Source organism: uncultured Victivallis sp., assembly GCA_944389935.1.
GTDB lineage: Bacteria > Verrucomicrobiota > Lentisphaeria > Victivallales > Victivallaceae > Victivallis.
In genome coordinates this window covers 46877-60720 of sequence record CALXOE010000008.1, presented here as the reverse complement: position 1 = coordinate 60720, position 13844 = coordinate 46877, and the positions used below count along the sequence as shown (strand labels likewise).

Sequence of the window (13844 nt, the reverse complement as noted above, 5' to 3'; positions counted from 1 at the left end):
TTTCAAAGCGTCGTTTTCACCACAGTCGTCTCGCCCTCGCGCTCCGGGACGATGACGTAACTTCCGAAACAAGCCGGAATGAGCGCCGTCTCACCCGCTTCCAGCCGGGCACACCGCGCCGGATCATCCGCTTTCCCAAGCCGGACCGCACCATTGATCGCACTGATCATGTGGAAACTGCCGAATGACCCGGTATCGTCCGACCAGAGTTCGGTCAACCGCAGATCCGAAACCGTGAAGAACGGACAGCTGTTCACCACATCGAATTTGCGGTTGTGCGAAACATGATCGGTCACACCGACAATCCGCGGCGAAGTGCGGTTCATGAAGTTGATCGACTGAATGCCTTTTTCAATATGCAGCTCGCGCGGGTTTCCGTGCGCATCGACCCGCCCCCAGTCACTGACCCGGTAGGTCGTGTCGCTGTTCTGCTGAATCTCCAGAATCAAATTGCCGCCGCCGATCGCATGCAGCGTTCCGGACGTGATGAAATACGCATCCCCCGGAAGCGACGGATAAACCTGCAGCAGATTCTCCACCTCCGGCGAATCGAGCCGGCTCACGAGCTGCTGGCGCGTCGCCCGTCCCTGAAGTCCCGCCAGAATCTGCGCGCCTTTGCGTGCCGCAACGATGTACCACATCTCGGTTTTGGGCTCTGCGCCCCCGCCGATTCTGGCGCAGGCTGCCTCATCGGGATGCACCTGCAGACTCAACCGGTCGCCGGCATCGATCAGCTTCACGAGAAGCGGGAAACGCTGGATCGATTTCGCGCGGCGTCCGACCAGTTCGCGCCCGTAATGCTGCAGCAGTTCATGCAGCGTTTTCCCGGCCATGGGGCCGTTGGCCAATACGCTGTTTTCACTCTCACGGTCGACGATCTCCCACGACTCGCCGATCGGATCTTCCGAGGCGGAAACCTCGCGGTGAAGGACTTCGGTCATCTGAGTTCCCCCCCAGATGCGCGCCTGATAAATCGGCGTGAATTTCAGGGGATAAAGCTGATTGCTGTTCAGAAAATCACTCATTCTCGCTCTCCGGTTCAAAGGAAAACTGTTTGCATGTTTCGACAAAATCTCCCGGCATGCGGGTCACTTTGCGGTTGCCGTTCACGCTGACCAGCACCACGTAACCGGAAACCAGAAGCTCCTCTCCGCGTCGAATCTCCGAGGAAATCACCATGCGCACTCCGCGCACCTCTTTCACCCACGACCGAAATGTCAGCAGGTCGTCATAACGGGCCGGGGCATGGTACTTGCAATACGCCTCCGACACCGGCAGGAACAGACCGCGTTTTTCCATTTCGCTGTAAGGCAGTCCCGCCGAACGCAGCATCTCCGTCCGGCTGCGTTCAAAATACTCCAGATAGTTCGCATAGTACACCACCCCCATCTGATCGGTGTCGGCATACGGAACCCGGTACTCTATTTCGTGATACATGTTCCACTCTCCTGCAGCTTGCGGGCAATCAGCCCGGTGATCGTTTCCACCGCCTGATCGAGCGAAAATCCGGTCGTATCGACCAGAATCGCGTCAGGCGCGGGTTTCAGCGGCGCAACCGCCCGCTCCGAATCCTGCTTGTCACGTGCGGCGATCTCGCGGGCGACCTCCGCCAGAGTCGCTCCATCGGGCATCTCACCATCCTGTGCGAGCCGCCGCCGCGCCCGCTCCTCCGGCGAGGCCGTCAGAAAAATCTTGACCACGGCATCCGGAAAAATCACCGTCCCGATGTCGCGTCCCTCCATGACGACCAGCTGTCCCCCGGCAAAACCGCGCTGCACGCCGAGCAGATAATCCCGCACCACCGGCTGCGTCGCCACGCAACTCGCCCCGGCGGCGACCTCAGCGGTCCGCAACGCCGCCCCGGGAAATTCCCCATTGAGTTTCAACTCGTAAGAACCCGAACCGCTTTTCACATATTCGAGCTTGAGTGTATCGAGAAAACCCCGGTCCAGTGAGGCGAGATCGCGCCCCGCCCGGTTCGCAGCCAGCGCTACGGCCCGGTACAGACTGCCGGTGTTGATATAAGCAATGTTCAATTTTTCGGCGACCCGCCTTGCAATGGTGCTTTTCCCGGACGCGGCCGGGCCGTCGATTGCAATGCAATAGCTCATGAAACCATCTCTTCCAGAATATAAAAGGACTGATTCGACCAGCCGCAACCGGTCGGACCAGTCCGACATCTCTTATGTTCGTCGCGTAAAAATCAGTTTCCGCTGCGGCTCCGCAACCGTCCGCTCTTCAAAAATCCCTCATAATGACGCATCGTCAGATGAGACTCGAGCTGGCTGACCGTATCAAGCACAACGCCGACCATAATGAGCAACGACGTACCTCCGAAGAACTGGGCAACCATGAACGGGATGTTGAAGCTGCTGTACAGAAACATCGGGAACAACGCAAGCACCATCAGAAACACCGCGCCGCCGGCAGTAACCCGGGTCATCGCCGTATCGAGATAATCCGCAGTCGGCTGTCCGGGACTGATTCCCGGAATGAACGCCCCCTCTTTCTTGAGGTTGTCCGCAATCTGGATCGGATTGAACTGATTCGCCACCCAGAAGAAACTGAACGCGAGAATCAGGATCGCATACGCGATCATGTAGCCCGCCCCATCCTGCTGGAAAGTCTGCGCAAGCCCGATCCAGATCGAGCTTGCATCCGGCCGGTTCGCCATGTAACGGAACAAATACTCCGGCAGCATCAGAATCGCACCGGCGAAAATGATCGGCATGACGTTCGCGAAGTTGACTTTCAGCGGCATGTAGGTGCTGCCACCGGTCATCTGCTTGCCGACCGTCTTGCGGATCATCTGAATCGGAACCCGGCGATACCCCTGCGAAAGCAGAATCGTCGCCGCCGTCACGACGCAGAACACCACGAGAAGGAGCAACAGCTGAACCGCATTGAAACTCGTCCCGCTCGGAGTCTCGCCGGCCCAGGCCATCTGCACAAGCTCGATGACCGACTGCGGCAGACGCGAGACGATGTTGATCGTGATGATGAGCGAAACACCGTTGCCGATGCCGCGTTCCGTGATCTGTTCGCCGAGCCACGTGAACACCATCGTCGTCGTGGTCAGCACCAGAATCGTCATCAAAACGAAAATCTGTTCATTCCCCAGGAAAAGGGGACGCCCCGGCGCCGGCAGCCCGATCTTGGTCGGGTTGATCATCGCGAACGCGACCATCATCCCCTGAACCACGCAGACCAGCAGCGTCAGGTAACGGGTGTACTGGGAAATCTTCTGGCGCCCGGTCTCTCCCTCCCGCTGGAGCTTCTCCAGCGAGGGGATCACCGGCACCAGAAGCTGGACGATAATCGACGCAGTGATGTACGGCATGATACCGAGCGCCCCCAGCGCGAAGTGCGTAAGCGCTCCGCCGGAGAACAGGTCGATAAACGCCATCAGTCCGCCGCCGTCCTTGTTGCTGGCACTCAGTTCGGCCATAAAACTTTCCAGCGCCGCCGGGTCAACCCCGGGACACGGGATGCTGCTCGCAAAACGCACCAGCACAATAATCAGTGCGGTGAACATCAGGCGATTCCGCAGATCTTTCACCTTCAACGTATTGATAAATGCCTGCAACATAACTTATCGTCTTTCCCGGATGTTATTCCACCACTTCGACTTTCCCGCCGGCAGCTTCGATCTTCGCCTGCGCCTGAGCGGAGAACTTCTCCGCCTTGACGGTCAGCGCTTTCGTGATCTCGCCGTTCGCGAGAATTTTGATCATCTGAACTTTCTTGCCCAGAAGATTCTTCGCACGGAGCGACTCCTGATCAACCACATCGCCCGCGTTGAAGTTCTCCTCGAGGATGTTCAAATTGACCAGCTGATATTCGACATGATCCGGGCTGTTGAAGCCACGCTTCGGCAGACGACGGAACAGCGGAATCTGTCCGCCCTCGAAGAACGGACGCACCGACGAACCGCTGCGGGACTTCTGCCCTTTCTCTCCGCGACCGGCCGTTTTGCCGAGACCGGAACTGTCGCCGCGCCCGACCCGCTTGCGCCGCTTCCGCGAACCGGCGTTGGGGCTGAGTTCATGCAGTTTCATAATCCAAAACTTCCTATCTGTAGATTAGTTGTTTTCCGTTGCGGGAGCAGCGACCTGCGCAGCCTGCGGCAGCGCAATGCCGCGACGCGCATAAACTTCCTCACGGCTCGAAAGCTGCGAGATCGCCTTGAACGTCGCTTTCGCCACATTCGCCGCATTCGCCGCACCGAGCGACTTCGCCAGAACGTCTTTCACTCCGGCAAGCTCGAGAATCGCACGCACCGCGCCGCCTGCGATCAGACCCGTACCCGAAGAGGCCGGACGAAGCAGAACCCGCGCACCACCGAATTTCACCTCGATCTCGTGCGGCAGCGTCTGACCATTCATCGGAACCGTCACAAGATTGCGCCGGGCAGCTTCACCACCCTTGCGAATCGCATCGGAGACCTCGTTCGCCTTGCCGTAGCCGTAACCGACCCGGCCGTTGTGATCGCCGACCACAACCAGGGCGCCGAAACTGAAGTTCTTGCCGCCCTTCACGACTTTCGCACTGCGGTTGATCGAAATGACGTTCTCGTCGAATTCGCTCTGGACCGCTTCATTGAAATTTTCACGTTTCGCCATGAGAATTCTCCTAGAACTTGAGTCCGTTTTCACGGGCGGTCTCGGCAATCGCCTTCATCCGGCCGTGATAATTGTATCCGGAACGGTCGAAAACAACTTCCGTGACGTTCGCCGCTTTTGCCGCTTCCGCCGCGAGTTTCCCGAGCAGAACCGCACCGGCCATGTTCGGCTTCGCATTCTCGGCCTTGAACTTCGGATCAAGGCTCGAGGTGCTCGCCAGCGTCACACCTTTCACATCGTCAATAAACTGACAGTAAATGTGATTGGCGGTGATGCTCACGCAAAATCTCGGACGTTCCGCCGTACCGGAAACTTTCTTGCGAATCCGGAGATGGCGGCGCACACGCATCGTTTTTCTATCTTTAACAGCCATGTTATAAGCTCCTTAAACCCGGGATCAACCCACGGATTTGCCTTCTTTGAGGATGATCCGCTCGTCGGAATAACGAATGCCCTTGCCCTTGTACGGCTCGGGCGGACGGAAACGACGGATCTCGGCGGCGACTTCTCCCACCGCCTGCTTGTCCGCACCCTCGACCGTGATCTTCGCACCCTCGACAGCCACTTTGACCGACTCCGGAATCGCATACTCGATCGTGTGCGAATAACCGAGATTCAGCACCAGCTTCTTGCCGGAGAGCTGCGCCTTGTAACCGACGCCGACGATCTGAAGCTCCTTCTTGAAGCCTGCCGTCACGCCGACAACCATGTTGTTGATCAAACTGCGGGTCAAACCCTGCATCGCGCTCGCCTTGCGGTCGTCAGAAGCCATCGCGACGTGGACGTGACCGTCTTTCACCTCAACCGCAACCAGCGGCGGAAGCGGCATCGAAAGCTTCGATTTGCCTTCGACCGTCACTCCGGCAGCGTCGACCGACACCTTCACGCCGGCAGGAATCGCGATCGCCTTATTGCCAATTCGAGACATATTTCAAATTCCTGTTCTTTAATTACCAGACGTAGCAGAGAATTTCACCGCCGACATTCGCCTTGGCCGCCGCACGCCCCGAAAGCACCCCCGAGGGCGTCGTCAGAATCACCGTGCCCAGACCATTGCGAACCCGCGGAATCTCACGGCTGCCGCAGTGAATCCGGCAGGAGGGCTTGCTCACGCGCTCAATGCCTTCGATCACGGACTTGCCGTTCGCATACTTGAGCACCACCGACAGAACCCGCTTGGCCCCATCTTCACTCACAGCGTAGTCGCTGATGTAACCCTCTTCTTTCAGCACCTTCGCGATTGCCGCTTTCTCGCGGGAACTCGGCATCTCGACCTTCTTCAAACCTGCGGAACCCGCGTTGCGGATCCGGGTCAGCATATCAGCAATGGGATCTTGCATGCTCATTTGTCATTCCTCCCTTACCAGCTGGCCTTCGTCACACCCGGAATCTGACCCTTCGAGGCCAGCTCACGGAAACAGATACGGCAAAGCTGGAACTTGCCGATATAAGCACGGGGACGGCCGCACGCCTTGCAGCGCGTGTAGTTCCGCACCGGAAACTTGCTCCCGCGTTCGGCTTTCACTATCAGACTGAGTTTCGCCATAATGCAATCCTTCCTTTATTCCTCGAACGGAACTTCCATCATCTTGAGAAGTTCACGCGCCGCCTCGTCGGTCTTGGCCGTCGTCACAAACGTCAGATTCACACCGAGCGGATACTTCAGCTTGTCCGCATCAACCTCCGTGAACACCGAAACGTCCGAAACACCGAGATTGTAGTTGCCGACACCGTCGAAACCGGTCTTCGGAATCCCGCGGAAGTCACGCACACGCGGCATCGCATTGTGAACGAAACGATCGAGAAACTCGTACATCCGGTTGCCACGCAACGTCACCATCACACCCACCGGCATGCCGACACGCAGCTTGAAGTTTGAAACGTTCTTGCGCGCCTTCGTGATCACCGGCTGCTGACCGGTCATCGCTGCGATATGCTTCTTCGCCTCGGTGAACGCATCACGCTCGGCATCCGTCCCGATACCGGTCGAAATAACGATCTTCTCAAGCTTCGGAATCTGCATCACGTTCTTCAGACCGAGTTTGGCCTGGAGAGCACTGCGCACTTCCTCGTTGTATTTTTTCTTCATATCAGGCATTTTTCACTACTCCGTCTTTTCCGCGGCAACGGGATTGACGTTCGAGACATGCACAGACACCGAACGCTCGATCATTCCACCGTTCGGATTGAGCTTGCTCTTCTTCACCGTCCGCTTGCCGATCGCGCGATCCTTGTTGGACGTGAACGAGAGAACAACCCGGTCCTTCTTCGTGAGAATCGCGGCAATCGTCGCTTCCTCACCCTTGAAGTTGCCGGAGTTCACCACAACTTTGTCGCCTTTCTTGACGTGATATTTTTTCATCAAAGCACCTCCGGCGCAAGCGAGATGATCTTCATGAAATCCTTGTCCCGCAACTCACGCGCCACCGGCCCGAAAATACGGGTACCGACCGGGTTTTTGTCCTTGTCGATGAGCACCGCGGCGTTCTTGTCGAACCGCAGATAGGAGCCGTCCGGACGACGAATCTTCGCCGCAGTACGGACCACCACCGCTTTCACCACCTGCCCCTTTTTCACCGAACCATCCGGAAGAGCCTCCTGCACGGCGCCGGTGATGATGTCACCAACCCCCGCAGTCGTCCGGGCCTGACCCAGAACCGACATCGTCAGAATCGACTTCGCTCCGGAATTGTCGGCGACCTCCAGAATTGACTGCATCTGAATCATTGCACGATCTCCTGAAGGTTATTCCTGCTCCGGACGGCTGATGATCTCCAGCAGCCGCCAGCACTTGTTCTTGCTCAACGGACGAGTCTCGGCAATACGCACGGTATCACCCTTCTTCGCCTCGTTCTTCTCATCATGTGCCGTGAATTTCTTGCTGACCTTCACGATCTTCTGATACAGCGGATGCGGCGTGCGGCGGTCGACCTTCACAACGATGGTCTTGTCCTGAACGTCGCTCACAACCACGCCGACCCGTTCCTTCCGGTGACCCCGGACTTCAACAACAGCATCACTCATTTTATCCCTCACTGGACTTTCGCCGCCCGGGCGGTCTGTTCGGTGTAAATGCGCGCGATGTCACGGCGGATCTGCCGGACTCGGGCGGTCTTCTCAAGCTGACCCGTACGCGACTGGATCTTGAGGTTCAACTTCTCCCGCTGCAGATCGGCGATCTTGCTCACCAGCTCCGCATCCGAAAGCTCACGGATTTCCTTGATCTTCATTTTATGCAACCTCAATCAATCTTCCCGGGCCAGAAACTTGCAACGCAAGCACAGCTTGTTCGCCGCACGGCTCATCGCTTCTTTCGCAACCGATTCACTGCAGCCGGAAACCTCAAACAGAACCCGGCCCGGCAGAACCGGAGCGACCCAACCTTCCACCGCACCTTTTCCCTTGCCCATACGGACTTCCAACGGCTTCTTCGTGAAAGAACGGAACGGGAACATGCGGATCCACACTTTGCCGCGACGCTTCAGATGACGGTTGATCGCAACACGCGCGGCTTCAATCTGATTATTCGTAACGTACCCGCGGGTCAGCGCCTGCAACGCGAAATCGCCGAAGTCCAGTTTATTGTTGGACGTGGCCAGTCCGGCGTTACTTCCGCGCTGAACCTTTCTGTACTTTACTCTTTTTGGCATTAACGGCATAATCTTGTTCCTCAGTAGAGTCTTTGTGACAAATCCAAACCTTGACACCGATCTTACCGGCAGTGGTGTTCGCCTCGGTGAAACCGTAATCGATATTCGCTTTCAGCGTGTGAAGCGGAACTCGGCCTTCCTTGTACTGCTCCTCACGCGCAAGCTCAGCCCCGCCGAGACGCCCGGCACAGTTGATCTTGATGCCGTCCACACCCATCTCCATCGCGGTCTGGATGGCGCGCTTCATCGCACGGCGGAAACCAATACGACGCTCCAGCTGCTGTGCAATGCTCTCAGCAACCAGCTGCGCGTTCGTCTCTGCACGCCGGATCTCAACGATCTCAGTGAACACTTCCTTGCCCGCCACCAGCTTCGCAATCTCCGCGCGAAGCGCATCGAGCTCGGCTCCTTTCTTGCCGATCAGAAGCCCCGGACGCGCCGACGAAATAATGACCCGCACACGGTTCGCAAACCGCTCAATCTGAATCCGCGCGATCGCCGCAGCCGCAAATTTCTCCTTGATGTACTTGCGGATCGCAAGATCTTCATGCAGCCATTCGCCAAACAGATTCTTGCCGCCGAACGCCTTGCTCGGAAACCAACGGGATTCCCAATTCTTGGTGAGGGCTGTTCTCAATCCAATCGGATTAACTTTCTGTCCCACGATTCAATCCCCTATCCTCTAGTTATCCGTCAAAATAATTTCCAGATGGCTGGTCCGCTTGCGGATCCGGCCCGCCGATCCCCGCGCTTTCGCACGAAAACGCTTGATGATCGGCCCCGGAGAGACCAGCGCCGCTTTCACGGTCAGCTCTTTCCGGTTCACATCAAGGTTGTTCTCAGCATTGGCCACGGCGGAGCGCAGCGTGTCTCCCAGCAGCCCGGCCGCCTTGCGCGGGCTCAGATCGACGATCGCCAGCGCCTCGACTGCGGACTTCCCCTGGATCAGGCGGGACACGTGCCGCGCCTTCTCCGGACTGATCCGCACATTCCTTGTCAAAGCTCTTACTTCCATAATCTGGTTCTCGAGTTTCCGGAACGGACCGCTCTACGCCGTTCGTTCCATATTTTTCCTAATTTCAGGGCCCGGAAGTCACCTTCCCGATTCTTCCACAGCCCTCTCTTCTCCCGCCGCAGCCTCCATCCCAGGAGACAACTTTTCGATACTGCCCCGAATCAGAACAGCCGCTGCGACGGATGGCCGCACACTGACCACCTTGAGCTGCTCCTCCCGGTCTTTCCCGACGTGGTAGATCATTCCGGCAAACGCCCCCTTGACCGACCCCACGGACAGTATCGCGATACGCAGATCCCGATCCACCGCCAGGATCCGACACGTTCGCAGCGCATCCATCCCCGTTCGCGGCTCAGCAGGCCCATCCGCCATCGCAATGAACCGGCGCGCCCTCCTCGCAAGACCGTCCAGCCTCAGCCGGTATTCCGCCTGCCTCACCTTCCCGATCGGCAGCTCCTGCAGAAGAGTTTGCACCTGGTCGCAGAAATCAACGGCCTCGAGGGCGAGCCCGACTCCGTCTTCCGAGAGCTTCCCGATCGCCTGCAGCATCTGTTCTTCCCGCTCGCCGGCTTTTCGCACTGTCCCCTCTGCCCGGACACCTGCGAGCCACAGCTGCAGCTGACGACTTCTCTCGTTTTCCGCTTGTAGTTTTGTCCTCAACTCAATCAACTCGGCTTCCAGTTTCGCCGCAGCTTCTTTTGAAGCCTCCAGCTCTAACTCAAGCCTTTTCATCTTCTCCGCGTTCAGCATCGCCTCTTCCCGCAGCCGGTTCAACTCACGCAGCCGTTCAGCATCGTTCGGCCGGATCGTCACCACTGCCCCTGAAGCTCCACCCCCGGAGACCGTCTCGTCGGCACAGGTCTTCTCAACACTGCACACCACAAGAGTAATTAACATAAACCCGAAAATACATTTTCGCAAGCGTAAATCGTTAAAAAAGCGAGATTTTCTCTTTTTTTTCACTTTTTCGCCCCCCTTTTTCCACGATAATGACCGCTTATCACTCCGAAATGGCGGTTTTTTCGCCGTTTTTTCCGATACGAATCGCGATAAACAGCATCCATCGTGTTTTCTTCCGGACGCCCGGCGTATGGTTCCGGCTCGTGCATCTCCTCTTCGTCCGACGTTTCCGGGCAGGCTTCTTCCTCCTCCGCGCCCTCCTCTGACCTCTTCCCGGAGGACTTCCGCTTTTCTCCACGACCCGCAATGAGCAGCGCAATCTCGAACAGCAGCCAGGTCGGAACCCCGAGCAGAAGCTGACTCACAATATCCGGCGGCGTCAGAATCGCCGCCAGAATGAAGATGATCGTCACCGCGATCGGGCGGCTGCGCCGCAGCGTCGCAAGCTCCACTACGCCGAAACGCACCAGAAACACCATCACCACCGGAAGCTGAAACATGATCCCGAAACTCAGCGTGAGCAATCCGACGAGATTCACAAAGCCCCCGATCCCGATCACCGGAGAGAGCGCCTCCGACGCAAACTGCGCCGAAAAACGCATCATGAGCGGCGTCACCAGAAACAGACCGAGCGACGCCCCCGCCAGAAACAGCCCGAGCGCCGCCCAGATAACCCGTCGGCACGCGCGACGCTCATGCTCATACAGCCCCGGAGCCACAAAACCCGCAAGCTGATACAAAATGACCGGCATCGCCGCGATCACCGCCAGAATCAGCCCGAGCTTCAACTGCACCAGCAGCGGCTCCATCGGCGTGAAATAATTGAGTTTGATCTCAGCGGGGCAGCTGTACCGCACCAGCCACTCCAGCGCCGGCATCGCCGCAAACACCCCGGGAATCAGAAACACCGCTATCGCCGCGACGCTGCGCCACAATGCCCGCCGCAGCGCCTCGAGGTGATCGAGAAAACTCGAATCCGTTCCGCCGATGTTCATTCGTCTTTCTTATCGTAACGGGGAAGCTGTTTCGCGGCTTTCTGCGGATCCTCCTCCGTGAAATTCTCTTTCACTTCGCTGACCACCGAGTCGCGGGCGTTTTTGAATTCACGCGAGGCTTTCCCCAATGCGCGCGCCACCTCGGGAATCCGTCTTGCCCCGAAGAAGAGCAGCACCACGCAGAAAATCACGATCAGTTCCATCCAGCCGATGTTTCCCATGCCCGGTCTCCTCCTTTTTCTCTTCCTTAATCTGTCCCTGTCATGACGTCGATGACGCCCGGCTGCCCGCCGGGATCTTCTATTCCGCCGCTTTTTCCTTTCCGCGTTCCGGGATGAATTCGATGAAATCGATCTCGGCGCGGCTGTTCGAACCGGAATACTGACTGTTCGCCCCGACGCTTATGATAAAATAGGGATCCGGCATTTTGCCGTAAGCCTTGCGATAATCCTCAACCACATTGCGTTCCTCCGTCACCCAGACGCCGGGCGGCGTGGTCCGATTGCGCAGCGTCTTGTGGCTGACGGTCATCATCCCCGCGGCGTATTTTCTGAGCCCGCTGTGGCCGACCGGAGTATTCACCTCCCAACGGTAACCGACACAGCGCTGCTTCAGCAGCGTACCGTCACCGAAATAGAGCACCACGGCCTGATCGTCCGGCTCTTCTTCCCCGGGTTTCAGTTCGATCGGCTTGACCACCCGCCAGCGCCAGCGCATGACCGGAGTCTTCGTCAAATCGACTTTCGACGGCGCCGCGAGCATTACACCGGTCGATTTCCCGGCGTCCACCGCCATGATCTTCCCGTCCGACGCGGTCGGCTCCGACGCCACGGTAAATCGGGTCCGGGGAACCAGAAACCGACTGCCGTCAAATCTCCAGTCACTCTCAAGCTTCGCCGGATCATCAAACTGCGTACACCAGGCCGCATCCGGCGAGGGCTTCGCATCGTCGGATACCGCCGGCGGCTCCGCCGCAGAGGACAGCGCAGCGACTCCGAGCGCCGTTCCCAGCAACATCCATGTTTTCACACTCATTTTCTCCTCATCTCCCGGTTGCCGGCTGCGGAACGCTCTCTTCAGCGTCCCCGGCTCTTCTCCGCTTCCCGGTACGCCCGGTAACGGCTCATGATCTTCGCGACATATTCTTTCGTACTCGGAATCGTGATCCGGCCGATCACATCGCCGTCTTTCCGTTCCGGTTTCCACTTCTCCGAACGGCTCTCCCCCGCATTGTAACGTGCGAGTGCCAGTTCGTGCACATTCGTGTAAGCGGCATATTTCCGCATTCCGCGCGCGAGATACCAGCAGCCGATCTCAAGATTCACCGCCGGATCGTACAGAGCATTCGTACCGGGCTTCTTCCGTCCCGTCACTCGTTCCCATTCCGCTGCCGCGCCCGAGGGAAGCACCTGCATCAATCCGACCTCTCCGGCCCGCCCGCGCGCGAACGGATCGAAACGACTCTCCTGAAAAACCACCGCCCGGACGAATTGCGGATCGAGCCCGTTCCGATTCGCCGCGACCCGGATCTCATCCGCATACCGGGTATCGTCGACCGCAAAATCCCGCAGCTCTTCACGAAACCAGAACGTCGCCAGTATCAGAATCAGCACCACCACTCCGGACCACCGGAGAACCAATTTCACACGGCGTCGGTTCAATCGCGCACACCCTCCAGACGCGGCCTCCGGATATCCTGCGGAACCGGATCCGGCGGAATGATCCGTTTCTTCGCCTGCTCCCCGAAATAACGGATCAGACGCTCCGCCATCGGACGCGGAATCTCCAGTTCCAGAATCACCCGATCCCCGTCCGGCATAACCCTCACCCGCTTCAGAAACTCCCTGCCGAGCACGGGATCGTCGGAAAACAGCAGAGAGCCCCCGAGCTGCAACCAGGTCGGCACGGCAAAAGCGAACCGCTGCGCACTTTTCCCGTCGTCACATCGCGCAATCGCATCGAGCCGCCAGAACTCACCGTCACCGATCGTATTCCACTCCGCGTAAATGAGATTCACCCCTTTGAACAGAGCTCCGCCGAGATCTCCCGGAGTCTTTTTCCTCCCCCGCGAGAGAATCGATTTCAGATCGATGGAACACCAGGCAAGCGGTTCTCCCGCCGGACCGGCAATGCGGCTCCCCCGTCTCTCCGCCGGAACAGTGAGTGCGGCAAAAAAAGGCGCAACGTATTTCCGTTCCGTTGCAAGCACCACATCCGGAGCCAGATAGGCAGCCCCGACGGTCACCGGATTTCCGCCCCCGGGATTCTCCGCCCGGACACAGTAAAGTCGGCGGCCGGCCTCCCCTTCCAGAGAGAAACGGCTGCCGAAATTCCGCAGTCGCCGCGCCAGTTCCGATTCCGGAACTTTGCACTGCGCCAGCAGCCCGCGCAAATGCGAGCCGCCACCGACAAGCAGAAGATCCGCGCAGTCGGAAAAACGCAGATTGTAATTGCGCTCAAACTCCGCCAGAACCTCCCCCGCTTCCGACCCGTTCTCCGTCAACTCCCGGAAACAGGAGAGCGAGCGCAAAGAGTCCGCATCGACCCCGACCACATATTCGGTTCCGGCCGGAATCCATTTCAGCAGATCTCCGCCCGCGAATGCGGCAGACGCCGCAAACACGAGCAGAAACGCTCCAAGCCGGAATCGAACGCTTCCCAT

At 58.2% G+C, this 13844-nt stretch carries 24 protein-coding genes; all 24 read right to left on the bottom strand.

What is annotated here, in order from left to right:
- Positions 1-2: 2 nt before the first annotated feature.
- On the bottom strand, positions 3-1025 hold the full coding sequence (locus Q0J85_RS04355; RefSeq protein ID WP_294478539.1) for a type I phosphomannose isomerase catalytic subunit: 1023 nt from the start codon (positions 1023-1025) through the stop codon (positions 3-5).
- Positions 1018-1437, bottom strand: a complete 420-nt coding sequence (locus Q0J85_RS04350) for a thioesterase family protein (protein WP_294478538.1) — start codon at positions 1435-1437, stop codon at positions 1018-1020. The genes Q0J85_RS04355 and Q0J85_RS04350 overlap by 8 nt, the downstream gene beginning before the upstream one ends.
- Positions 1422-2111 carry a (d)CMP kinase gene (cmk, locus tag Q0J85_RS04345; RefSeq protein ID WP_294478537.1) on the bottom strand — a complete coding sequence of 230 codons (690 nt, stop codon included), beginning with the start codon at positions 2109-2111 and terminating at the stop codon, positions 1422-1424. Before cmk ends, Q0J85_RS04350 begins: the two co-directional genes overlap by 16 nt.
- Before the next feature lie 92 nt (positions 2112-2203).
- Entirely contained in the window at positions 2204-3589 is a 1386-nt protein-coding gene (gene secY / locus Q0J85_RS04340; RefSeq protein ID WP_294478536.1) for a preprotein translocase subunit SecY, read from the bottom strand.
- A 22-nt stretch (positions 3590-3611) separates the two neighbouring features.
- Positions 3612-4058: a 50S ribosomal protein L15 gene (rplO, locus tag Q0J85_RS04335; RefSeq protein WP_294478534.1), complete on the bottom strand. Its 447-nt coding sequence runs from the start codon at positions 4056-4058 to the stop codon at positions 3612-3614.
- A gap of 24 nt (positions 4059-4082) precedes the next feature.
- Complete coding sequence (gene rpsE / locus Q0J85_RS04330; RefSeq protein ID WP_294478532.1) at positions 4083-4622, bottom strand: 30S ribosomal protein S5; 540 nt, start codon at positions 4620-4622, stop codon at positions 4083-4085.
- A gap of 10 nt (positions 4623-4632) precedes the next feature.
- Positions 4633-4995 (bottom strand): 50S ribosomal protein L18, encoded by a 363-nt coding sequence (gene rplR, locus Q0J85_RS04325; RefSeq protein ID WP_294478531.1) that lies wholly within the window; start codon positions 4993-4995, stop codon positions 4633-4635.
- A 24-nt stretch (positions 4996-5019) separates the two neighbouring features.
- The gene (gene rplF / locus Q0J85_RS04320) at positions 5020-5550 is read right to left on the bottom strand and encodes a 50S ribosomal protein L6 (protein ID WP_294478530.1); all 531 of its coding nucleotides are present in this window, start codon (positions 5548-5550) and stop codon (positions 5020-5022) included.
- A 22-nt stretch (positions 5551-5572) separates the two neighbouring features.
- Positions 5573-5968, bottom strand: coding sequence for a 30S ribosomal protein S8 (rpsH, locus tag Q0J85_RS04315; protein WP_294478528.1), 396 nt, complete (start codon positions 5966-5968; stop codon positions 5573-5575).
- A gap of 14 nt (positions 5969-5982) precedes the next feature.
- Positions 5983-6168: a type Z 30S ribosomal protein S14 gene (locus Q0J85_RS04310; RefSeq protein ID WP_294436527.1), complete on the bottom strand. Its 186-nt coding sequence runs from the start codon at positions 6166-6168 to the stop codon at positions 5983-5985.
- Between the two features lie 15 nt (positions 6169-6183).
- Complete coding sequence (gene rplE / locus Q0J85_RS04305) at positions 6184-6720, bottom strand: 50S ribosomal protein L5 (protein ID WP_294478526.1); 537 nt, start codon at positions 6718-6720, stop codon at positions 6184-6186.
- Between the two features lie 6 nt (positions 6721-6726).
- Positions 6727-6984: a KOW motif-containing protein gene (locus Q0J85_RS04300; RefSeq protein ID WP_294478525.1), complete on the bottom strand. Its 258-nt coding sequence runs from the start codon at positions 6982-6984 to the stop codon at positions 6727-6729.
- Entirely contained in the window at positions 6984-7349 is a 366-nt protein-coding gene (rplN, locus tag Q0J85_RS04295) for a 50S ribosomal protein L14 (protein WP_294478524.1), read from the bottom strand. Before rplN ends, Q0J85_RS04300 begins: the two co-directional genes overlap by 1 nt.
- Before the next feature lie 18 nt (positions 7350-7367).
- Positions 7368-7646, bottom strand: a complete 279-nt coding sequence (rpsQ, locus tag Q0J85_RS04290; protein ID WP_294478523.1) for a 30S ribosomal protein S17 — start codon at positions 7644-7646, stop codon at positions 7368-7370.
- Between the two features lie 8 nt (positions 7647-7654).
- Entirely contained in the window at positions 7655-7852 is a 198-nt protein-coding gene (gene rpmC, locus Q0J85_RS04285) for a 50S ribosomal protein L29 (RefSeq protein ID WP_294478521.1), read from the bottom strand.
- Positions 7853-7867: 15 nt separating this feature from the next.
- Complete coding sequence (gene rplP / locus Q0J85_RS04280; protein ID WP_294478519.1) at positions 7868-8281, bottom strand: 50S ribosomal protein L16; 414 nt, start codon at positions 8279-8281, stop codon at positions 7868-7870.
- A complete protein-coding gene (gene rpsC, locus Q0J85_RS04275) occupies positions 8229-8936 on the bottom strand; it encodes a 30S ribosomal protein S3 (RefSeq protein WP_294478517.1) in 708 nt (235 codons plus the stop codon). The genes rplP and rpsC overlap by 53 nt, the downstream gene beginning before the upstream one ends.
- 18 nt (positions 8937-8954) lie before the next feature.
- Complete coding sequence (gene rplV / locus Q0J85_RS04270; protein ID WP_294478516.1) at positions 8955-9287, bottom strand: 50S ribosomal protein L22; 333 nt, start codon at positions 9285-9287, stop codon at positions 8955-8957.
- A gap of 78 nt (positions 9288-9365) precedes the next feature.
- Positions 9366-10184, bottom strand: a complete 819-nt coding sequence (locus tag Q0J85_RS04265; RefSeq protein ID WP_294478514.1) for a hypothetical protein — start codon at positions 10182-10184, stop codon at positions 9366-9368.
- Positions 10185-10246: 62 nt separating this feature from the next.
- Positions 10247-11182 carry a twin-arginine translocase subunit TatC gene (gene tatC / locus Q0J85_RS04260; protein ID WP_294478512.1) on the bottom strand — a complete coding sequence of 312 codons (936 nt, stop codon included), beginning with the start codon at positions 11180-11182 and terminating at the stop codon, positions 10247-10249.
- Positions 11179-11403 (bottom strand): twin-arginine translocase TatA/TatE family subunit, encoded by a 225-nt coding sequence (locus tag Q0J85_RS04255; RefSeq protein ID WP_294478511.1) that lies wholly within the window; start codon positions 11401-11403, stop codon positions 11179-11181. The genes tatC and Q0J85_RS04255 overlap by 4 nt, the downstream gene beginning before the upstream one ends.
- 79 nt (positions 11404-11482) lie before the next feature.
- A complete protein-coding gene (locus Q0J85_RS04250; RefSeq protein ID WP_294478509.1) occupies positions 11483-12217 on the bottom strand; it encodes a DUF3047 domain-containing protein in 735 nt (244 codons plus the stop codon).
- Between the two features lie 41 nt (positions 12218-12258).
- Entirely contained in the window at positions 12259-12843 is a 585-nt protein-coding gene (locus Q0J85_RS04245; RefSeq protein WP_294478508.1) for a lytic transglycosylase domain-containing protein, read from the bottom strand.
- Positions 12840-13844, bottom strand: a complete 1005-nt coding sequence (locus tag Q0J85_RS04240; RefSeq protein WP_294478507.1) for a hypothetical protein — start codon at positions 13842-13844, stop codon at positions 12840-12842. Before Q0J85_RS04240 ends, Q0J85_RS04245 begins: the two co-directional genes overlap by 4 nt.

What these genes read in the sequence shown, in the direction of transcription:
- Q0J85_RS04355 (WP_294478539.1), bottom strand. Translation starts at nt 1,025, where the DNA reads ATGAGTGATTTTCTGAACAGCAATCAGCTTTATCCCCTGAAATTCACG.
- Q0J85_RS04350 (WP_294478538.1), bottom strand. Translation starts at nt 1,437, where the DNA reads ATGTATCACGAAATAGAGTACCGGGTTCCGTATGCCGACACCGATCAG.
- cmk (WP_294478537.1), bottom strand. Translation starts at nt 2,111, where the DNA reads ATGAGCTATTGCATTGCAATCGACGGCCCGGCCGCGTCCGGGAAAAGC.
- secY (WP_294478536.1), bottom strand. Translation starts at nt 3,589, where the DNA reads ATGTTGCAGGCATTTATCAATACGTTGAAGGTGAAAGATCTGCGGAAT.
- rplO (WP_294478534.1), bottom strand. Translation starts at nt 4,058, where the DNA reads ATGAAACTGCATGAACTCAGCCCCAACGCCGGTTCGCGGAAGCGGCGC.
- rpsE (WP_294478532.1), bottom strand. Translation starts at nt 4,622, where the DNA reads ATGGCGAAACGTGAAAATTTCAATGAAGCGGTCCAGAGCGAATTCGAC.
- rplR (WP_294478531.1), bottom strand. Translation starts at nt 4,995, where the DNA reads ATGGCTGTTAAAGATAGAAAAACGATGCGTGTGCGCCGCCATCTCCGG.
- rplF (WP_294478530.1), bottom strand. Translation starts at nt 5,550, where the DNA reads ATGTCTCGAATTGGCAATAAGGCGATCGCGATTCCTGCCGGCGTGAAG.
- rpsH (WP_294478528.1), bottom strand. Translation starts at nt 5,968, where the DNA reads ATGAGCATGCAAGATCCCATTGCTGATATGCTGACCCGGATCCGCAAC.
- Q0J85_RS04310 (WP_294436527.1), bottom strand. Translation starts at nt 6,168, where the DNA reads ATGGCGAAACTCAGTCTGATAGTGAAAGCCGAACGCGGGAGCAAGTTT.
- rplE (WP_294478526.1), bottom strand. Translation starts at nt 6,720, where the DNA reads ATGCCTGATATGAAGAAAAAATACAACGAGGAAGTGCGCAGTGCTCTC.
- Q0J85_RS04300 (WP_294478525.1), bottom strand. Translation starts at nt 6,984, where the DNA reads ATGAAAAAATATCACGTCAAGAAAGGCGACAAAGTTGTGGTGAACTCC.
- rplN (WP_294478524.1), bottom strand. Translation starts at nt 7,349, where the DNA reads ATGATTCAGATGCAGTCAATTCTGGAGGTCGCCGACAATTCCGGAGCG.
- rpsQ (WP_294478523.1), bottom strand. Translation starts at nt 7,646, where the DNA reads ATGAGTGATGCTGTTGTTGAAGTCCGGGGTCACCGGAAGGAACGGGTC.
- rpmC (WP_294478521.1), bottom strand. Translation starts at nt 7,852, where the DNA reads ATGAAGATCAAGGAAATCCGTGAGCTTTCGGATGCGGAGCTGGTGAGC.
- rplP (WP_294478519.1), bottom strand. Translation starts at nt 8,281, where the DNA reads ATGCCGTTAATGCCAAAAAGAGTAAAGTACAGAAAGGTTCAGCGCGGA.
- rplV (WP_294478516.1), bottom strand. Translation starts at nt 9,287, where the DNA reads ATGGAAGTAAGAGCTTTGACAAGGAATGTGCGGATCAGTCCGGAGAAG.
- Q0J85_RS04265 (WP_294478514.1), bottom strand. Translation starts at nt 10,184, where the DNA reads ATGTTAATTACTCTTGTGGTGTGCAGTGTTGAGAAGACCTGTGCCGAC.
- tatC (WP_294478512.1), bottom strand. Translation starts at nt 11,182, where the DNA reads ATGAACATCGGCGGAACGGATTCGAGTTTTCTCGATCACCTCGAGGCG.
- Q0J85_RS04255 (WP_294478511.1), bottom strand. Translation starts at nt 11,403, where the DNA reads ATGGGAAACATCGGCTGGATGGAACTGATCGTGATTTTCTGCGTGGTG.
- Q0J85_RS04250 (WP_294478509.1), bottom strand. Translation starts at nt 12,217, where the DNA reads ATGAGTGTGAAAACATGGATGTTGCTGGGAACGGCGCTCGGAGTCGCT.
- Q0J85_RS04240 (WP_294478507.1), bottom strand. Translation starts at nt 13,844, where the DNA reads ATGGGAAGCGTTCGATTCCGGCTTGGAGCGTTTCTGCTCGTGTTTGCG.